Annotated in this window: 16 protein-coding genes; 7 read left to right on the top strand and 9 right to left on the bottom strand. The window is 64.2% G+C overall.

What is annotated here, in order from left to right; translation table 11 throughout:
• Window positions 1-437 precede the first annotated feature (437 nt).
• The 7 genes from ACQR0Z_RS00545 to hemJ all read right to left on the bottom strand — a co-directional run bounded on the left by ACQR0Z_RS00545 (window position 438) and on the right by hemJ (window position 8,862).
• The gene (locus tag ACQR0Z_RS00545) at window positions 438-1,334 is read right to left on the bottom strand and encodes a ParB/RepB/Spo0J family partition protein (protein ID WP_434857953.1); all 897 of its coding nucleotides are present in this window, start codon (window positions 1,332-1,334) and stop codon (window positions 438-440) included.
• 161 nt (window positions 1,335-1,495) lie between these two features.
• Window positions 1,496-2,347: a ParA family protein gene (locus ACQR0Z_RS00540; RefSeq protein ID WP_434877771.1), complete on the bottom strand. Its 852-nt coding sequence runs from the start codon at window positions 2,345-2,347 to the stop codon at window positions 1,496-1,498.
• Window positions 2,348-2,377: 30 nt separating this feature from the next.
• Window positions 2,378-3,046 (bottom strand): 16S rRNA (guanine(527)-N(7))-methyltransferase RsmG, encoded by a 669-nt coding sequence (gene rsmG, locus ACQR0Z_RS00535; protein WP_434857952.1) that lies wholly within the window; start codon window positions 3,044-3,046, stop codon window positions 2,378-2,380.
• Window positions 3,047-3,056: 10 nt separating this feature from the next.
• Window positions 3,057-4,931: a tRNA uridine-5-carboxymethylaminomethyl(34) synthesis enzyme MnmG gene (gene mnmG / locus ACQR0Z_RS00530; protein WP_434917992.1), complete on the bottom strand. Its 1,875-nt coding sequence runs from the start codon at window positions 4,929-4,931 to the stop codon at window positions 3,057-3,059.
• A 229-nt stretch (window positions 4,932-5,160) separates the two neighbouring features.
• Window positions 5,161-6,495 carry a tRNA uridine-5-carboxymethylaminomethyl(34) synthesis GTPase MnmE gene (mnmE, locus tag ACQR0Z_RS00525; RefSeq protein WP_434917991.1) on the bottom strand — a complete coding sequence of 445 codons (1,335 nt, stop codon included), beginning with the start codon at window positions 6,493-6,495 and terminating at the stop codon, window positions 5,161-5,163.
• 437 nt (window positions 6,496-6,932) lie between these two features.
• Window positions 6,933-8,198, bottom strand: a complete 1,266-nt coding sequence (rho, locus tag ACQR0Z_RS00520; RefSeq protein WP_434857950.1) for a transcription termination factor Rho — start codon at window positions 8,196-8,198, stop codon at window positions 6,933-6,935.
• A 241-nt stretch (window positions 8,199-8,439) separates the two neighbouring features.
• Window positions 8,440-8,862 carry a protoporphyrinogen oxidase HemJ gene (hemJ, locus tag ACQR0Z_RS00515; protein WP_434857949.1) on the bottom strand — a complete coding sequence of 141 codons (423 nt, stop codon included), beginning with the start codon at window positions 8,860-8,862 and terminating at the stop codon, window positions 8,440-8,442.
• Window positions 8,863-9,276: 414 nt separating this feature from the next.
• On the opposite strand from hemJ, the gene ACQR0Z_RS00510 reads away from it, so the two are divergent.
• The 4 genes from ACQR0Z_RS00510 to dnaQ are packed head-to-tail and all read left to right on the top strand — an operon-like array spanning window position 9,277 to window position 12,111.
• Window positions 9,277-10,116, top strand: a complete 840-nt coding sequence (locus ACQR0Z_RS00510; RefSeq protein ID WP_434917350.1) for a pyruvate, water dikinase regulatory protein — start codon at window positions 9,277-9,279, stop codon at window positions 10,114-10,116.
• An 11-nt stretch (window positions 10,117-10,127) separates the two neighbouring features.
• Entirely contained in the window at window positions 10,128-10,736 is a 609-nt protein-coding gene (locus ACQR0Z_RS00505) for a Maf family protein (RefSeq protein WP_434857947.1), read from the top strand.
• A gap of 32 nt (window positions 10,737-10,768) precedes the next feature.
• Complete coding sequence (gene coaE / locus ACQR0Z_RS00500; protein ID WP_434917349.1) at window positions 10,769-11,368, top strand: dephospho-CoA kinase; 600 nt, start codon at window positions 10,769-10,771, stop codon at window positions 11,366-11,368.
• Window positions 11,369-11,412: 44 nt separating this feature from the next.
• Window positions 11,413-12,111 carry a DNA polymerase III subunit epsilon gene (gene dnaQ, locus ACQR0Z_RS00495; RefSeq protein ID WP_434857945.1) on the top strand — a complete coding sequence of 233 codons (699 nt, stop codon included), beginning with the start codon at window positions 11,413-11,415 and terminating at the stop codon, window positions 12,109-12,111.
• A gap of 63 nt (window positions 12,112-12,174) precedes the next feature.
• On the opposite strand, the gene secB is transcribed toward dnaQ, so the two are convergent.
• Window positions 12,175-12,663, bottom strand: a complete 489-nt coding sequence (gene secB / locus ACQR0Z_RS00490; protein ID WP_434857944.1) for a protein-export chaperone SecB — start codon at window positions 12,661-12,663, stop codon at window positions 12,175-12,177.
• A gap of 381 nt (window positions 12,664-13,044) precedes the next feature.
• On the opposite strand from secB, the gene ACQR0Z_RS00485 reads away from it, so the two are divergent.
• From ACQR0Z_RS00485 to ACQR0Z_RS00475, 3 genes are all read left to right on the top strand, one after another.
• Window positions 13,045-13,746, top strand: a complete 702-nt coding sequence (locus ACQR0Z_RS00485; RefSeq protein WP_434857943.1) for a Tim44/TimA family putative adaptor protein — start codon at window positions 13,045-13,047, stop codon at window positions 13,744-13,746.
• Window positions 13,747-13,901: 155 nt separating this feature from the next.
• Window positions 13,902-15,530 carry a murein transglycosylase A gene (gene mltA / locus ACQR0Z_RS00480; RefSeq protein WP_434917348.1) on the top strand — a complete coding sequence of 543 codons (1,629 nt, stop codon included), beginning with the start codon at window positions 13,902-13,904 and terminating at the stop codon, window positions 15,528-15,530.
• Window positions 15,531-15,542: 12 nt separating this feature from the next.
• Window positions 15,543-16,118: a Smr/MutS family protein gene (locus ACQR0Z_RS00475; RefSeq protein WP_434877767.1), complete on the top strand. Its 576-nt coding sequence runs from the start codon at window positions 15,543-15,545 to the stop codon at window positions 16,116-16,118.
• Window positions 16,119-16,121: 3 nt separating this feature from the next.
• Here the strand turns inward: ACQR0Z_RS00475 and ACQR0Z_RS00470 are convergent, their stop codons facing one another.
• Complete coding sequence (locus ACQR0Z_RS00470) at window positions 16,122-17,243, bottom strand: hypothetical protein (RefSeq protein WP_434917347.1); 1,122 nt, start codon at window positions 17,241-17,243, stop codon at window positions 16,122-16,124.
• Between the last annotated feature and the right edge of the window lie 115 nt (window positions 17,244-17,358).

Genomic DNA, 17,358 nt, shown 5'->3' with positions numbered 1-17,358 from the left:
CGCGCGACGTGGACGACTCAGTCCCTGTGAGCCCGAGACCGCACCGCATTCTCCGGCGTCATTCCGGGGCGACGCGCGCCAGCGCGACGAGCCCGGAATCCATCGGGCCACAGCATCCGCCGAAAAATGGATTCCGGGCTCGTGCTGCGCACGCCCCGGAATGACGGAGGAGAGAGCGAGGCTCACCTTCAACAGTCGCGACCAGGACAGACGTTCGCACACGTTGTCGTTAGTTGAGTAGCTCTTCCCCGCTATTTGCTCGTCATGCCCGGGCTTGACCCGGGCATCCATCCTCTTCGTCGAGGTCGCCTCAAAAATGGATGGCCGGGTCAAGCCCGGCCATGACGAGAGGTGAGAGTGGAGCAACAAACTAACAGGGGATGACGCAGGTGCTAGGCGCGGCTACGGCAGCGCGCGCAGCGCCACTGACCTCACACCTAACCCTGCTCCAACCTGCGCATCACCTCGTCAAGCTGCTCGAGGCTGCGGTAGGTGATCTGCACAGTGCCGCCGGGATCGCGGTGGCTGATCGAGAGGGTGAGGCCGAGCGCGTCGCCGACGCGCTTCTCCAGGGCCAGCGTGTCGGCGTCCTTCTTCTCCGGCGCTTCACCACCGCCGCTGCTGCGCGGCTTCTGCGGCTTGCGTTCCGGCACGCCCTCCTCATGGGCCAGCGCCTCGGTCTGCCGGACGTTCAGCCCTTCCGCGATGATCTTCTTCGCCGCGCTCAGCGGATCGGGCAGGTTGATCAGCGCGCGCGCATGGCCGGCGGAGATCTCGCCGGTCGCGATGAAGCCCTGCACCTCGGCCGGCAGCTTGGTCAGCCGCATCATGTTGGCGACGTGGCTGCGGCTCTTGCCGACGATCTTGGCGATCTCTTCCTGGTTGCGTTTGAACTCGTTGGCGAGCGCGTGATAGCCCTGCGCCTCCTCCATCGGGTTCAAGTCCTCGCGCTGCACGTTCTCGATGATCGCGAGTTCCAGCGCATCGCTGTCGCTGACATCGACCGGGACGATCGGAACCTCGTGCAGGCCGGCCGCCTGCGAGGCTCGCCAGCGCCGCTCGCCGGCGATGATCTCGTAGCGGTCCTGCTGGCCCTTGATCGGCCGCACCACGATCGGCTGGATCACGCCGTGCTGCTTGATCGAAGCCGAGAGTTCGGCGAGCTCACCGTCGGAGAACGTCTTGCGCGGGTTGCGCGGGTTCGGCTTGAGAAACTCGATCGGCACCTTGCGCTGATTGCGCGGACGCTCCGGCGGCGCGCCCGCCTCGCGGCCGACGTCACCGATCAGACTTGCAAGACCCCGGCCCAACCGCGATCGCGACTCGTCCGCCATCGCCTTCTCCTTTGGATTCACATCAAGCTCCGCTCGCGGCCTGCTGCCGATCCGCAGCTTCGGCGCAATATAAAGGGATCGCGAATTCCGCCGCCGGAAGTCGCCGTGATCCTTGAATGAAGACCGGCTGACGCGAGGTCAGCCGGAGACATGGCAACTGATCAGTTGGCGCGCAGATCGCGCTCGCGCTGGATGACCTCGGTCGCGAGCTTCAGATAGGCTTCGCTGCCGACGCACTTGAGGTCATAGACCAGCACCGGCTTGCCGTAGGACGGCGCTTCCGAGATGCGCACGTTGCGCGGGATCATCGTGTTGTAGACCTTGGACCCCATGAACTGGCGCACGTCGGCGACGACCTGGTTGGACAGATTGTTGCGCGAGTCGAACATGGTCAGCACGATGCCGTGGATCGACAGGTTCGGATTCAGGGTCGAACGCACCTGTTCCACGGTCTGCAAGAGTTGCGACAGACCTTCGAGCGCGAAGAACTCGCACTGCAGCGGCACCAGGATCGCGTCCGACGCGGCCATCGCGTTGACGGTGAGCAGGTTCAGCGACGGCGGGCAATCGACCAGCACGTAGGTGTAGTCGCTCTCCGGCGAGACGTTGTTGTTGAGCCCGGCGATCGCGTCACGCAGGCGGAAGGCGCGGTTGGCGCTGTTGCCGAGCTCGAGCTCAAGGCCGGACAAGTCCATCGTCGAGGAGGCAATGTGCAGCCGCGGCACGGCGGTCGCGACCACGGCGTCGCGCAGCGAGGCCTCGCCGATCAGGACGTCATAGGTCGAGCAGTTGCGGCTGCCGCGATCGATGCCGAGGCCGGTCGAGGCGTTGCCCTGCGGATCGAGATCGACGATCAGCACGCGCTCGCCGATCGCAGCCAGCGCGGTGCCGAGGTTGATCGCGGTCGTGGTCTTGCCGACCCCGCCCTTCTGGTTGGCGAGCGCCAGGATGCGCGGATGCCCGTCCGGGTGAGGGGCTCTATCTTCTTGATAAATTTGATCAATTACGGACATGCGCGATCGCCATGGTTGTTGTGCGGGAGTTCAGCCTTGTCGCTCGATGCAATCGATTGCGACGATCCAGCCCTGCCCGCCCGTCCGGCTGGAATGAAGTTTCGGCTCAATTTTCCAATACTTGGTAGATTCGGTCAATTCCGCATCTACATCTTGACCCTTGAGAAACAGCGCTTTCGCGCCTTTTTTCACCAGGGGCTCCGCAAAGCCGATGAGTTGGTGTAGCGGAGCCAGCGCGCGTGCGGTCACGCAATCGACTCGCCCGCTCCACTTCTCCACGATATCCCCGATCTCTGACAAATGCACGATCCCAGGTGCGCCGGTGACGCGAATTGCTTCGCGCAAGAACGCCGCCTTCTTGGCGATGCGCTCGACCAGATGCACCTGCGCGCCCGGCCGCTCAGCCAGGGCGCAAGCGAGAACGACGCCGGGGAAGCCGCCTCCGCTGCCGAGATCGACCCAGATCTTGGCGTCGGGCGCGAGATCGAGGAGCTGCAGTGAATCCGAAATGTGTCGCGTCCAGAGATGCGCCAGCGTCGACGGCGCGACCAGGTTGGTCTTGGCCTGCCACTCCAACAGCAGCGCGACATAGCGGTCCAGGCGCTGCTCTGTTTCACGTGAAACGGGCGTGAGCGCGAGCGCCGCTGCCTTGTCGGCCTCGACGATGTTTGGAGCGACCGTCATCGATGTCCGTTTCACGTGAAACGCCTCAGCCCGCCTTGTGACGTCGCGCCTCACGGCGGAGGTAGGCTGCGAGGATACCGAGCGCCGCAGGTGTCATGCCGTCGATCCGGCCCGCCTGCCCGATCGTCCACGGCTTCGTCGCGGTCAGCTTCGCCCTCGCCTCATTCGACAGACCGGGGACCACGGCGTAGTCGATGTCTCCTAGCACGAGACCCTCATCGCGCCGGAAGGCATCGACGTCATCGCTCTGGCGGCGGACGTAGACATCGTATTTGGCATCGATCTCGAGATGCGTAGCGATGGTCGCGTCGATCGTACCCAGCTCCGGCCAGATCGCCCGCACTTCGGCGAAGCTGATCTCCGGATAGGCCATCAGCTCGAACGCCGAACGGCGCTGGCCGTCCCGGTTCAGCGTCAGCCCATGCTTGGCTGCTTCATTCGGCGTGATCGACAGCGACCGGGCCAGCCCACGCGCCGCTTCAAGCGCATCCATCTTGGCACGATGGAAACGTGCGCGATGGGTCCCGACACAGCCCAGGGCGATACCCTTGTCAGTCAGCCGCTGGTCGGCATTGTCCGCACGCAAGGTCAGCCGATACTCGGCGCGGGAGGTGAACATCCGGTACGGTTCTGTAATCCCGCGGGTCACGAGATCATCGATCATCACGCCGAGATAACCGTCTGCCCGGTCGAACACGATCGGCTCCCCGCCTCCCGCCGCCAACGCGGCATTCAGCCCGGCCACCAGCCCCTGCGCGGCTGCCTCTTCATATCCCGTCGTACCGTTGATCTGGCCTGCCAGAAACAACCCTCGCATCCGCTTAGTCTGCAGCGTCGGCTCGAGCTCGCGGGGATCAACGTGGTCGTACTCGATCGCATAGCCCGGCCGGATCATCCGGACTCGTTCGAGGCCCGGAATGGTCGGCAGCAGCGCGAGCTGAACCTCCTCGGGCAGTGAGGTCGAGATGCCGTTGGGATAGACCGTCGTGTCGTCGAGGCCTTCCGGCTCCAGGAAGATCTGATGACCGTCGCGGTCTCCGAACCGGACGATCTTGTCCTCGACTGACGGGCAGTAGCGCGGGCCGGTCGACTTGATCTGTCCGGAGTACATCGGCGAGCGATGGACGTTGGCGCGGATCACGTCATGCGTGGCGGTCGTCGTGCGGGTGATACCGCACTGGATTTGCGGCGTGGTGATCCGGTCCGTGAGAACTGAAAACGGCTCCGGTGGATTGTCGCCAGGCTGCATCTCGACTGCGGACCAATCGATCGTCGTCCCGTCGAGACGCGGCGGCGTACCGGTCTTGAGGCGTCCGAGCTTGAAGCCGATGTCTTCGAGAGACCGCGACAGCCCGAGCGCCGGCGCTTCGTCGACCCGGCCCGCCGGCCAGGTCTTCTCGCCCAAATGGATCAGACCGCGCAGGAAGGTGCCGGTGGTAATCACCACCGCACCGCACGTGAAGGTCCGCCCGTCTGCCAGCTTCAGGCCGGCGATGCGGCCATTCGCGGTGACGAGTTCGTCCGCTTCGCCCTCGATCACGACGAGGTTTGTAGTGTCGCGGATCGCCGTCTGCATCGCCGCGGCGTAGAGCTTTCGATCGGCTTGAGCACGAGGACCGCGGACAGCCGGACCCTTCCGGCGGTTCAGGACACGAAACTGGATCCCACCGGCGTCGGCGACGCGGCCCATGAGACCGTCGAGCGCATCGACTTCACGGACGAGATGCCCCTTGCCCAATCCGCCGATTGCGGGATTGCAGGACATCGCACCAATGGTCGCGAATTGGTGGGTGACCAGAGCGGTGCGCACGCCCATCCGCGCCGAGGCGGCGGCGGCTTCACAGCCGGCGTGGCCACCGCCGATGACGATGACGTCAAAGGATGTCAGGTGTTGGATCATCGTCGTTATGTAGCGTTTGCCCACGTCACCTGAAAGACGTTTCACGTGAAACACGGCCTTGGAGCAGCCGGAGCCGTTTCACGTGAAACACAGCGTTCCGGCCGACTTACTGTTTCACGTGAAACACCTCGGCGAGTTCCCCCGTCCTGTTTCACGTGAAACATTTGACGATCGGTTAACCAACTCACCTCTCATTAAGTATATTGGCGGAGTCTCCGATCGGGGCGCGCTACTTTCCGATGCAGAACTCGCGAAAGATGACGTCGAGCAAATCCTCGACATCGACCCGCCCCAGCAGTCGCCCCAGTGCGAGCGCCGCAATGCGCAGCTCCTCGGCCACGAGCTCTTCGCCCCTCCCCACAGCGTTCAGACTCCGCCGCAGTGCCTCCGCGGTCTGCTGCAATGACTGCTTCTGGCGTTCCCGTGTGATCAGCCCGCTCTCGGTCGCGCCGAAATAGTCGCGAGCGAAGCCGACCAAGGCTTCCAGCAGAGCCGGCATCCCCGCCCCGCTCTGCGCCGAGATGCCAAACGCCCGGCTGACACCCCCGCCGGAGGTCGACATCTGGTCCGATGCGAGCAGATCGATCTTGTTGCGAACCAGCCAGACGGGCGTCTCCCCCCGCGGCATCGCTTGCGGCCGATCATCTTCGGACATCCACAACACGAGATCGGCCTGCGATGCGCGATCCCGCGCACGGCGGACACCCTCCTGCTCCACCGGATCCTCGGTCTCCCGGATGCCCGCCGTATCGATCAACGTCACCGGATAGCCGTCGAGGTCGAGCTGAACCTCAATGAGATCGCGCGTGGTGCCGGCATGCGGCGACACGATAGCGACCTCGCGGCGGGCGAGCTGGTTCATCAAGGTCGACTTGCCGGCATTCGGCGGACCCGCGATCACCACGGTCAGACCTTCGCGAAGCCGCTCGGCCCGGCCTTGCGCCGAGAGCACGGCCTCGATCTCGCCCAGGAGCTGTCTGATCCGCGCAAGCGCCGGCGCCATCAGCTCAGCCGGCACATCACCCTCATCCGAGAAGTCGATCCCGGCTTCGATCAGCGCGCCGGCCTCGATGATCTGCTCGCGCCAGCTCCGCGCCTTGTTGCCCAGCAGACCCTGGAGCTGCCGCAGCGCTTGGCGCCTCTGGCGGTCGGTGTCGGCATGGATGAGATCGTCGAGTCCCTCAGCCTCGGTCAGATCGATCTTGCCGTTTTCGAATGCGCGCCGGGTGAACTCGCCCGGCTCCGCCGGACGCAGCTCCGGCATCGCCGAGAGCACTGCAAACAGTGTCGCGATCACCGCGCGGCTGCCATGGACATGCAGCTCGGCGACATCCTCGCCGGTCGCGCTGGCTGGGGCCTGAAACCACAGCACGACCGCGTCATCGATCGGATCGCCGCTGGCATCGCGAAGCAGCACCCGCGTCGCCACCCGCGGCGTCGGCATCTTGCCCGCCAACATCTGAAGAGCTGCGCCGGCGTGCGGACCAGACATCCGGACGATCGCAATCGCGCTTGGCAGCCGTCCCGAGGACAGTGCGAAGATGGTCTGGTCGTGCGGATGCATAATGTTCAATTGGGCTCGGCGATCCAGAAAGACAATCGGTTTACACCGGCATGCTTTACGCCAGATGGCGAGAGCCGCGTGACCAACCCGAGCATGATCCGATGACGGCGAAAGGCATGATGCTTTCATCGCCAACGTATCGATGACGGCGACGGACGGCGCGGCGCTCTCAGTCTCACCCTCCCTTGAAGGCGGAGGGTCGATCACGGGCGAGCGGGGTGGGGTGATGTCTCCGCAGACACCGGTGCAAGTGGAGAGAACACCCCACCTCGGCTCACATGCACTTCGTGCATATGACCGACCCTCCCTCTCCAGGGGAGGGTGATCCCGGCGTTGATCTCGAAGTGACCCCGTAAGGCATCAGATCCGTGCGACGCTCCCAAACAAAAAGGGCGCTCCGAAGAGCGCCCTTTCCAAACTGACTGATCGTATCCCGATCAGGTGTTCATCGACTCGAAGAACTCCGAGTTGCTCTTGGTGCTGCGGAGCTTGTCGAGCAGGAAGTCGATCGCGTCCATGGTGCCCATCGGATTGAGGATGCGGCGGAGGACGTACATCTTCTTGAGGTTCTGCGCCTCTGTGATGAGCTCTTCCTTGCGAGTGCCGGAGCGGGCGATGTCGATCGCCGGGAAGGTCCGCTTATCCGCGACCTTGCGGTCGAGGATGAGCTCGGAGTTGCCGGTGCCCTTGAACTCTTCGAAGATGACCTCGTCCATGCGGCTGCCGGTGTCAACCAGAGCGGTGGCGATGATGGTCAGCGAGCCGCCTTCCTCGATATTGCGGGCGGCACCGAAGAAGCGCTTCGGGCGCTGCAGCGCGTTGGCGTCGACACCGCCGGTCAGCACCTTGCCGGAGGACGGCACGACGGTGTTGTAGGCGCGGCCAAGACGGGTGATCGAGTCCAGCAGAATGACGACGTCGCGGCCGTGCTCGACCAGGCGCTTGGCCTTCTCGATCACCATCTCCGCGACCTGGACGTGACGCGCCGCCGGCTCGTCGAAGGTCGAGGACACCACCTCGCCCTTGACCGAGCGCTGCATGTCCGTGACTTCCTCGGGGCGCTCATCGATCAGCAGCACGATCAGGTAGCACTCGGGATGATTGGCGGTGATCGAGTGCGCGATGTTCTGCATCAGCACGGTCTTGCCAGTGCGCGGCGGCGCGACGATCAGCGCGCGCTGGCCCTTGCCGATCGGGGCGACAATGTCGATGACGCGCGGCGACAGATCCTTGCGGGTCGGATCCTCGAGCTCGAGCCGGAAGCGCTCGTCCGGAAACAGCGGCGTCAAATTGTCGAAATTGACCTTGTGCTTGGACTTCTCGGGATCCTCGAAGTTCAGCGTGTTGACCTTGAGCAGCGCGAAATAGCGTTCGCCTTCCTTCGGGCTGCGGATGTGACCCTCGATCGTGTCACCGGTGCGCAGGCCGAAGCGGCGGATCTGCGACGGCGAAACGTAGATGTCATCCGGGCCGGGCAGGTAGTTGGCATCCGGCGACCGGAGGAAGCCGAAGCCGTCGGAGAGAACCTCGACGACACCCTCACCGATGATGTCGGTCTCCTGGATCGCGAGCTGCTTAAGGATGGCGAACATCAGCTCCTGCTTGCGCATCGTGCTGGCGTTCTCGACCCCGTTTTCCTCCGCGAAGGAGACGAGCTCGGCCGGCGTCTTTGACTTGAGGTCCTGTAGTTTGATTTCCCGCATTGGGGGTGGTCCTGTGGAAGCGACTTGGGAGGGATGCGAGGTGGCTGTGGGAAGGCGGACGAAAATGAGGTCCGCAGGTCTAAGCAAGGTTGGCGCCAATAAGGCGCCAGACCTGATGCGGCGGCCGGTCAAGCCGGAACGCAACCACATCCGCCTGCGTGGGGTGGGATGTCCTTAATATAGAAAATCGCGCCGGCCTCTGCAAGGCATCTCGGGCGGAGCGGTATTCTCATGGATCGGGTCAAAACGGCTTGACGATGACGAGAATCACGATGCCGATCATCAGCACCGTCGGTACCTCGTTGATATAACGGTAAAATTTTTGGGTGTGCGTATTCCGGTCAGCAGCAAAGTCCTTCACCCAGCGGGTAAAGAGCCCGTGCACGCCGGACAAAATGAGAACAAGGAGGAATTTGCCGTGAAACCAGCCACTGGCATACCAGTGCCCCGCCCAGACCATGTACAGCCCGGCCAGCCAGGTCACGATCATCGCCGGATTGATGATCGCCTTCAGCAGCCGGCGCTCCATCACCTTGAAGGTCTCGGACTGCTTCGAGCCGATCTCGGCCTCGCAATGATAGACGAACAGGCGCGGCAGATAGAGCATGCCGGCCATCCACGCGATGACAGCGATGACGTGCAGCGCCTTGATCCACTCGTACATCGATGTCGCGATCCGTTAACCGGCTGGTGACTATTGGGAGGCGAGACATATCCGCTCGCTCGATCGCTTCCAAACCAAATAATTTTAGAATCTTAAGGTTTGAGTCTAGGTAGCGGTGGATTGGACTCATGCAATTCTGCCAGCCGATTTCCCGCAGCTTGTTCACATCCTTCAACAGGCCGGCTGAGGACGATTGGACTTTCTAGAGTCCAGTTTGATTCAATCGCTTGTCGGGCTGCATCGACAGCTTATCCCAAGACAAACGAACCTCGTCCCGATATCATCAGCCCTGTGACGTCGCGTTGTCCCGGACAGCGACCATGTGCAGAACAATCGGGGTTATCCAAAGGGGGCAGCGGGCGGCCGGATTTTGCTCCCGTCCTTCACAGGGATTCACAGATCGTTAAGGATTTGATGCCCACCACCGGCAATTACTTTCACCTCCATCTGGTTTCCGACTCGACGGGCGAAACCTTGATCACGGTCGCGCGAGCGGTCGCCGCGCAGTACACCAATGTGACGCCGGTGGAGCACGTCTATCCGCTGGTGCGCAGCCAGAAGCAGCTGGATCGCGTGCTCGACGAGATCGAGGAAGCGCCGGGCATCGTTCTCTTCACCTTGCTGGAGAAGGACCTGGTCTCCAGGCTCGAGGGCAAGTGCCAGCAGATCAACATCCCGAGCCTGTCGATCATCGGCCCGGTGATGCAGCTGTTCGAGGCCTATCTCGGCGCATCGACCGCCGGCCGCGTCGGCGCGCAGCACGTGCTCAACGCCGAATATTTCGCGCGCATCGACGCGCTGAACTACACGATGCTCCATGATGATGGCCAGATGGTCGACGGCCTCGAAGAAGCCGACGTCGTCCTGGTGGGTGTCAGCCGGACGTCCAAGACGCCGACCTCGATCTATCTCGCCAATCGTGGCGTGCGCACCGCGAACGTGCCGCTTGTGCCCGGTATCCCGATTCCGCACCAGCTGGAGACGCTGAAGAAGCCGCTGGTGGTCAGCCTGCACGCGACGCCGGAGCGGCTGATCCAGGTGCGGCAAAATCGTTTGCTCAGCATGGGTGCGGAATCCGGCAACGAGAACTATGTCGATAAGCAATCGGTGACCGACGAGGTCGCCTATGCGCGCAAGCTCAGTGCGAGGTTCAACTGGGTCATGCTCGACGTGACGCGCCGCTCGATCGAGGAGACGGCGGCCGCGATCCTGAAACTCTATACCGACCGGCAGCGGCAGCGCCTGCCGGACTAGTGAGCGAACTGATGTCGATCTGGTGCAGTGAAGAGCCTTTGGTGTTGGCATCGCAAAGCCGTGCGCGGCGCGTGCTGCTCGCCAACGCCGGTCTGGCCTGCGAGGCGATCCCGGCCAAGGTCGACGAGCGGGCGATTCAGGCCGAGGCCGGCCTGGTGGCGCCGTACGAGATCGCGTTGCATCTCGCCAACGCCAAGGCCGCCGAAGTCTCCGCACGCAACCCCAATGCCTATGTGGTCGGTGCGGACCAGACGCTGGCCCTGGGCGAGCGGATGTTCAACAAGCCGGCCGGCCGGCAGCAGGCGATGTATCAATTGCTGGCGCTGGCCGGACGCACTCATGCGCTGCATTCGGCGATCGCCGTGGTCCGCAATGGGGAGCTGCTGTTCTCGCATGTCGCCGTGGCCTGGATGACGATGCGCGCGCTGACCGAGAGCGAGGTCGCGGCCTATCTCGATGCCGCCGGCGAGGCCGTGACGACCAGCGTCGGCGCCTACCAGCTCGAAGGGCTCGGGGTGCATCTGTTCGATCGCATCGACGGCGATCATTTCACCATTCTTGGTCTGCCTCTGCTGCCGCTGCTCGCCTATTTCCGCGAGGCCCGGTTGCTCAGGATCTGATGACCGCAGCAGCCGCGCGCCGGGAGATACGGATGAGAGTGCTGGGCCTGACCGGCTCGATGGGCATGGGCAAGTCGACGACGGCGAAGCTGTTCGCCGAAGCCGGCGTGCCGGTCTATGACGCCGACGCTACCGTCCATAAGGTCTATGAAGGCGAAGCCACGCCGGCGATCGAGGCCGCATTTCCCGGGGCGACCGCTGGCGGCAAGGTCGATCGCGCCAAACTGTCGGCGAAGGTGGTTGGAGACCCCGCCGCCATCCGCCGGCTTGAGTCCATCGTGCACCCGATGCTGCGCTCCTATCACCAGGCGTTTCTCGATGAGGCCGAACGCTCCGGCGTGCCGGTCGCGGTCGTCGACGTGCCCTTGCTGTTTGAGACCGGCGGCGACAAGCGGGTCGATGCCGTGGTCGTGGTGTCGACCTCGCCGGAGATTCAGCGTGAGCGCATCCTGGCGCGCGGCACGATGACTGAAGAGGCGCTGGATGCGCTGTTGGCCCGGCAGATGCCCGACGCCGAGAAACGCGCGCGTGCCGATTTCGTCGTGGATACCTCGCACGGTCTCGATCCCGTACGGGAGCGCATCCGCGACATCCTCGCCGAGGTCGTTAAGATGCCGCAACGCCGCGGCTGATTCGCCAGCCCGGCCTGTGACGGGTTGGCGACGGATCAAGTCAGATGCGTGAGATCGTTCTCGATACCGAAACCACCGGCCTCGACGCGCTGCGCGGCGACCGTCTGGTCGAGATCGGCTGCGTCGAAATCATCAACCGCATGCCGACCGGCCAGGTCTTCCACGTCTACATCAATCCCGAGCGCGACATGCCGGCCGAGGCCTTCGCGGTCCACGGCCTGTCGAGCGAGTTCCTGGCGGACAAGCCGCTGTTTCAGGAGATCGTCGAGGACTTCCTGGCGTTCATCGGCGATGCGCCGCTGGTGATCCACAATGCGTCCTTCGACATCGGCTTCATCAATGCCGAGCTCGATCGGACGAAGCGGCCGCCGATTCCCCGCGAGCGCCTGGTCGACACCCTGCTGCTCGCTCGCCGGAAACATCCGGGCGTGTCGAACCGTCTCGACGATCTCTGCTCGCGCTACGCGATCGACAACTCGCGGCGCACCAAGCACGGGGCGCTGCTCGACGCCGAGCTGCTGGCGGAGGTCTATGTCGATCTCGTCGGGGCGCGGCAGTCGCAGTTGATCCTGACCCAGGACAGCCAGGAGATCAGAGTCGGGGTCGGCGGGGATACGCCGCGCCGGCAGCGGGAGCAGCCTCTGGCGCCGCGGGTCACGGAGGCCGAGCGCGAGGCCCATCGCGCCTTCATCGCCACCCTCGGCGACAAGCCGATCTGGATGGAATTTCTACCGGGAGCGTGATCCGCGCCAGTAAAGCCGCGGATCACCTACACCGACTTGGTCTGACGATGTTCTACGAGCCGATCAGCTCTGCAGGATCTGCCCGCCCTGGGCAGCTGCCTGACGCTCCATGTTCTGGCGGTACAGGCTGACGAAGTCGACGGGGTCGAGCATCAGCGGCGGGAAGCCGCCGTCACGCACCGAGCTGGCAACGATTTCGCGGGCGAACGGGAACAGCAGCCGCGGGCATTCGATCAGCAGCATCGGCGACAGATGCTCCTGCGGAACGTTGACCAGCCGGAACACGCCGCCATACACCAGCTCGAAGCTGAACATGACCGTGCTGCCGCTCTCGGCCTTGCCCTCGATCGTCAGCGTTACTTCATATTCGGTCTCGGCGATGGCGTTGGCGCCGACATTGATCTGGATGTTGATCTGCGGCGGCTGGCCCTGCGGCGCCAGGGACTGCGGGGCGTTCGGATTCTCGAACGACAGATCCTTGATGTATTGCGCCAGCACGTTCAGCTGGGGAGGGGGAGCCGCCTCGGAAGTGGCGCCGTTACCGTTGGTCATTGCAGTGTTCTCCAGGCACAAAGGGCGGGTCGTTGCGGCGCGTGGCTACCATAGGGCCGGCTTGTTCCACAAGGACGAGGCGGCAACGCCGTTAAGCCCCTAAATGGCCATTCCGGCCGACGTGCCTCTATTTGTCGCATTGGCCAAGGGACGGAACGGGGGACCTGCCTTGCCCGTTCCCTGTCGGCCAGGATCGGATTTCCCCTAGGGTCGGAAAAGGGTTAGGATCGGCGTGCCACAATGTGCCATTGGCCGGGCCCAATTCGATGACTACATCCGGGCAGACCGAGGGATTCACCGGTCTTTACCTGGATCCTGTAGAACGGGGGCTCGGTGGCCGGGCTCCGCGTTCGGCTCGACAAGTCAGAAAGCGAACACGACGTGGACATTTATACCATCATCTTCCTGGCGTTGGCGGTCTTCATCTTCGTGCGCCTGCGCGCCGTTCTCGGGCAGCGCACCGGAAGTGAGCGGACGCCGTTCGATCACGCTGCCCGGAATGCGGTGCAGGGCGCGCCCGACAACCCGATTATGCCGGTCCCGGGCAAGCCGATCGACCCCGCGGCTCCCGCGCCCGGTGCCGAGATGCCGGCCCCTGGTGATCGCTGGCGCGGGCTGACCGAACCGGGTACCCCGCTCGCCCGCGGCCTGGATGCGATCGTGGCCAATGACCCCTCGTTCGATCCCCGCCATTTTCTCACCGGCGCGCGCAGCGCCTATGAGATGATCGTCCTGGCTTTCGCCAATGGCGACCGCCGCGCGTTGCGCGACCTGCTGTCGGCCGAGGTCTATGAGAGCTTCGAGTCCGTCATCAAGGACCGCGAGAAGAACGAGCAGAAGACCGAGACGCGCTTCGTCTCGATCGACACCGCCGAACTGGTCGGCGCCGACCTGCGCGACCGCACGGCGCAGGTCACGGTGCGGTTCGTGTCGCAGATGATCTCGGTGACGCGCGACAAGATGGGCAACGTCGTCGACGGCAATCCGGACAAGGTCGCCGACATCACCGACATCTGGACCTTCGCCCGCGACACCGGTTCGCGTGACCCGAACTGGAAGCTGGTCGGCACCGGCAGTCATTAGTTCATCGAACACGAGCGGCATCCGCGTGGGGATGCCGCTCGGCACGAACCGGCGTCAGGAGGACGTCGCGCGCAAGCAGCAGCTTTGACATCGACCATACTTCAAACCGCGTTTTTTCCGAATTTCGCGTTGAGTGGTACTTTGACGGTGCAAGCATGGTTCGCGAAATTTGGAAGCGGGGTTTTTCGGCCCGAAGCCTCAGATACTGGACGGCGGCGCTCGCCCTTGGCGTCGCCGCGGTTGTGCTCGCGCCTTACGCGGCCGAGGCCGTGCGGGCGCGTCATCGGCAGCATGCCCCTGCCGCTCCGCCGATGCGCCACCTGCCCTACCCTCAGCTCGACTGGCCGCTGGAAATCACCAACAGCCAGTACCAGCCGCTGAGCTGGAATGACGTGCCCGGCTGGAGCGACGATGATCAGCTCGCGGCCTACAGGACGTTCCGCGCCAGCTGCAAGCCGATTGCAGCGAAACCCGAGGGCTCGCCGGAGGACAAGGCGCTCGGCGATTCCTTGCGCGATCCCTGCCGCGATGCGCGGGCCAATGACCTCACGGACAACGCCGCGGCGCGCGCCTTTTTCGAGCGCAACTTCGAGCCGCTGAAGATCTCCAAGCTGGGCGATGCCGACGGTTTCGTCACCGGCTACTACGAACCCGTGATCGAGGGCTCGCGCACCCAGAACGAGGTCTACAACGTTCCGGTCTATCGCCGGCCCTCGAACCTGTTCGTGCGCGGCTTCAAGCAGGATGCGACCAGCCTGCCCAACAAGGGTCCGGTGTATCGCAAGATCGGCCGGCGCAAGCTGGTGCCCTATTACGACCGCGCGGAGATCGAGGACGGCGCGATCGAGGGCCGCGGGCTCGAGATTGCCTGGCTGCGCAATCAGACCGATCTGCTGTTCGCCCAGATCCAGGGCTCGGCGCGCATCAGCCTCGACGATGGCTCGACGGTGCGCATCAACTACGATGCCTACAATGGTCATCCCTACACGCCGGTCGGCCGCATCCTGATCGAGCGTGGCATCATTCCGCGCGAGCAGATGTCGATGCAGCGCATCCGCGACTGGATGGAGCAGAATCCGGAAGGCGCCAACGAACTTCGCCGGATGAACCGCTCCTACATCTTCTTCCGCGAAGTCCAACTGTCGGACAAGGACGAGGCCGTCGGCGCGCAGGGCATTCCGCTCACGCCGGGCCGCTCGATCGCCGTCGACAAATCGCTGCACGTCTATGGCACGCCGTTCTTCATCACCGGCGAGCTGCCGATCGAGTCGGAGAAGCAGAAGAATCCGTTCCACCGGCTGATGATCGCGCAGGACACGGGCTCGGCCATCGTCGGCCCGGCGCGCGCCGATCTCTATTTCGGCGCTGGACAGGAAGCGGGGAAGGTGTCGGGCCGTCTCAAGCACAGCATCCAGTTCGTGATGCTGGTGCCGCGGAGCCTCGATCCTGTCGCGCGCGGCCGCAAGATGCCGCTGCCGGATCCGCGTCCCTCGGAGAAGATCGCAAAGCTGTTTCCGCAAGGCCTGCCGAAGGAGGCCGCGGCCAATGAGTCCGCCAAGGGGCTCGACAAGGGTGCCGATGCCGCGATGCCGACCACAACTGCAGCTTCCGCCAGTGAGACGAAGGTCCCTGCCCCTGCCCCGAGCGCGAGCCCGGCGACGACGGTGGCACAGAACGTCGCCGTCCCGCAGCCGGTGCCCTTGCCCGCCGCCCGGCCCCGCCTCGAAAGTGATCGCAATATCCGCCGATTGCGTTATGGCAGACGTCACCGCAATCACCCATGAACCGTCGTCTCCATGCCTGAAGATCCCGAGCCGCCGCGGACCCGACGCAGGCGCGGCCTTTCCGAGGACGAGCGCACGCTCTGGGAGACGGTAGCGCGACAGGTCAAGCCGCTGCGCAAGACGCCGCGTCCGGTGCGGCCGCATCCGCCGATGGCGACCGCCGAGCCGCAGCCGGACAAGCCGTTGACGACGCCGCGCCCGGTCGCGCCCGTCGTCATCCCCAAGCCGGCCAGGCCAGCGATCCCGCCGCTGGTGTCGCTCGGCCGCAAGGAGCGCTCGAAACTGTCGCGCGGCCGCAGCGAGATCGATGCGCGGCTCGACCTGCACGGCATGACCCAGAGCCGCGCGCACCAGGCGCTGCATCATTTTTTGCACCGGGCCCAGCATGACGGCCTGACCTTCGTACTCGTCATCACCGGTAAAGGCACGATCGGCGCCGATCCCGAACGCGGCGTGCTCCGCCGCCAGGTGCCGCATTGGCTGAGCCTGCCGGAATTCAGGACCCTGATCGTCGGTTTCGAGGAGGCCCATGTCGGCCATGGCGGCGCCGGCGCGCTCTATGTCCGCATCCGGCGTCCGCGCGGCTGAGGCTCAGAACGGCCGAATGATGCCGATGCGCGGGATGACTGTGACGATCCAGCCGAGGATGGTGGTCTTGCGGTCATTGGCGTCGATGGCAGCGATCTGTTTGCTTGCGGGAAGCGTCTTCACTGCGTGCAGCATCAGCACCTGACAGACGACCCAGCTCGAGATCCAGCGCGAATAGTCGAACACCATCGCGAACATCACGAAATAGGCGAGGCTGATCACGCCAAGCGCAGTGATGACCATGTGCCGGTCGTGCGGTCGCTCGAGCGCACGGACGAGGTCGTGCAGGGTCCGCCATAGCGGCAGGTGCAGCAAGATCAGCAGCGCGTAGACGGGGACGCCAAGCAGATTCGATGGCAGCCGCGCCCAGGTGTCCTGCACTTCCTTCGACAATGGCTGATACCAGACATAGGCGAATTGCAGCAGCTCGGTGCGCGACGGATCGAGCATGCGCGTCTTCAAATAGGCGACGAAGTCCGCTTCGGGCAGCGGCATCGTGCCGAGGAATTGCGCCGCTAGAAAAAGTGCGCCGAGGCCGAACAACATAGCCGCGCCCACGATGACATCGCGTCGCGTGGTGGCACGGGCGAGGTAGTAGCGCAGCACGACGATGGCGGTGATGGTCGGCACGTACATCAAGAGATGGATGTGGTGGATCAGCACAAGCACCGCCGAGATCACCGCCGCGAGCAGCACGTAAGCCAGCGAGCTCGCCGGCACCAGCAGCAGGATGATCGCGCCGAGGCAGCCATAGATGTCGAAATGGCCGAGAGTGAACAGGAAATTCTTGAATACGAATGGCGAGCCGGCGGTGAACACGAGCAGCGGCAGCTGCGCGCGGTCGAAACCGAACGTCCGTCGAAACAGCTGAATGAACAACGCGAAGGTGATCAGCCAGACGCCGCCGGCCAGCGCGAACACCAGCCACACCGGCACTTTGGTCGTGAACAGTCCCACGACCGCGCCGATCAGCGCGCGCTTGATGAAGCCGAAGTGATAGTCGACCAGCAGATGGATGTAGGGAATGTAGGGCGGCAGCGTCAGCTTGTGCACGAACACGCCGAGCATCACGGCTGCGTTGACGGCGAGCATCAGGCGCCAGTGTCTGCTGAGCACGCCGGTCATGCGGCGGCCGATCGAATGGTGATGTTGCGACGGCCGCCGCCACACCCACCAGTGTCGTCCCGGCCTTGAGCCGGGACCCATAGCCACCGCCGTTCGAGATGAGGCAAGGCTGGAG

Source organism: Bradyrhizobium sp. HKCCYLS3077, assembly GCF_051167555.1.
GTDB lineage: Bacteria > Pseudomonadota > Alphaproteobacteria > Rhizobiales > Xanthobacteraceae > Bradyrhizobium.
The sequence above is the reverse complement of the archived record's forward strand: the minus strand, read 5'-3'. Positions and strand labels throughout refer to the sequence as shown.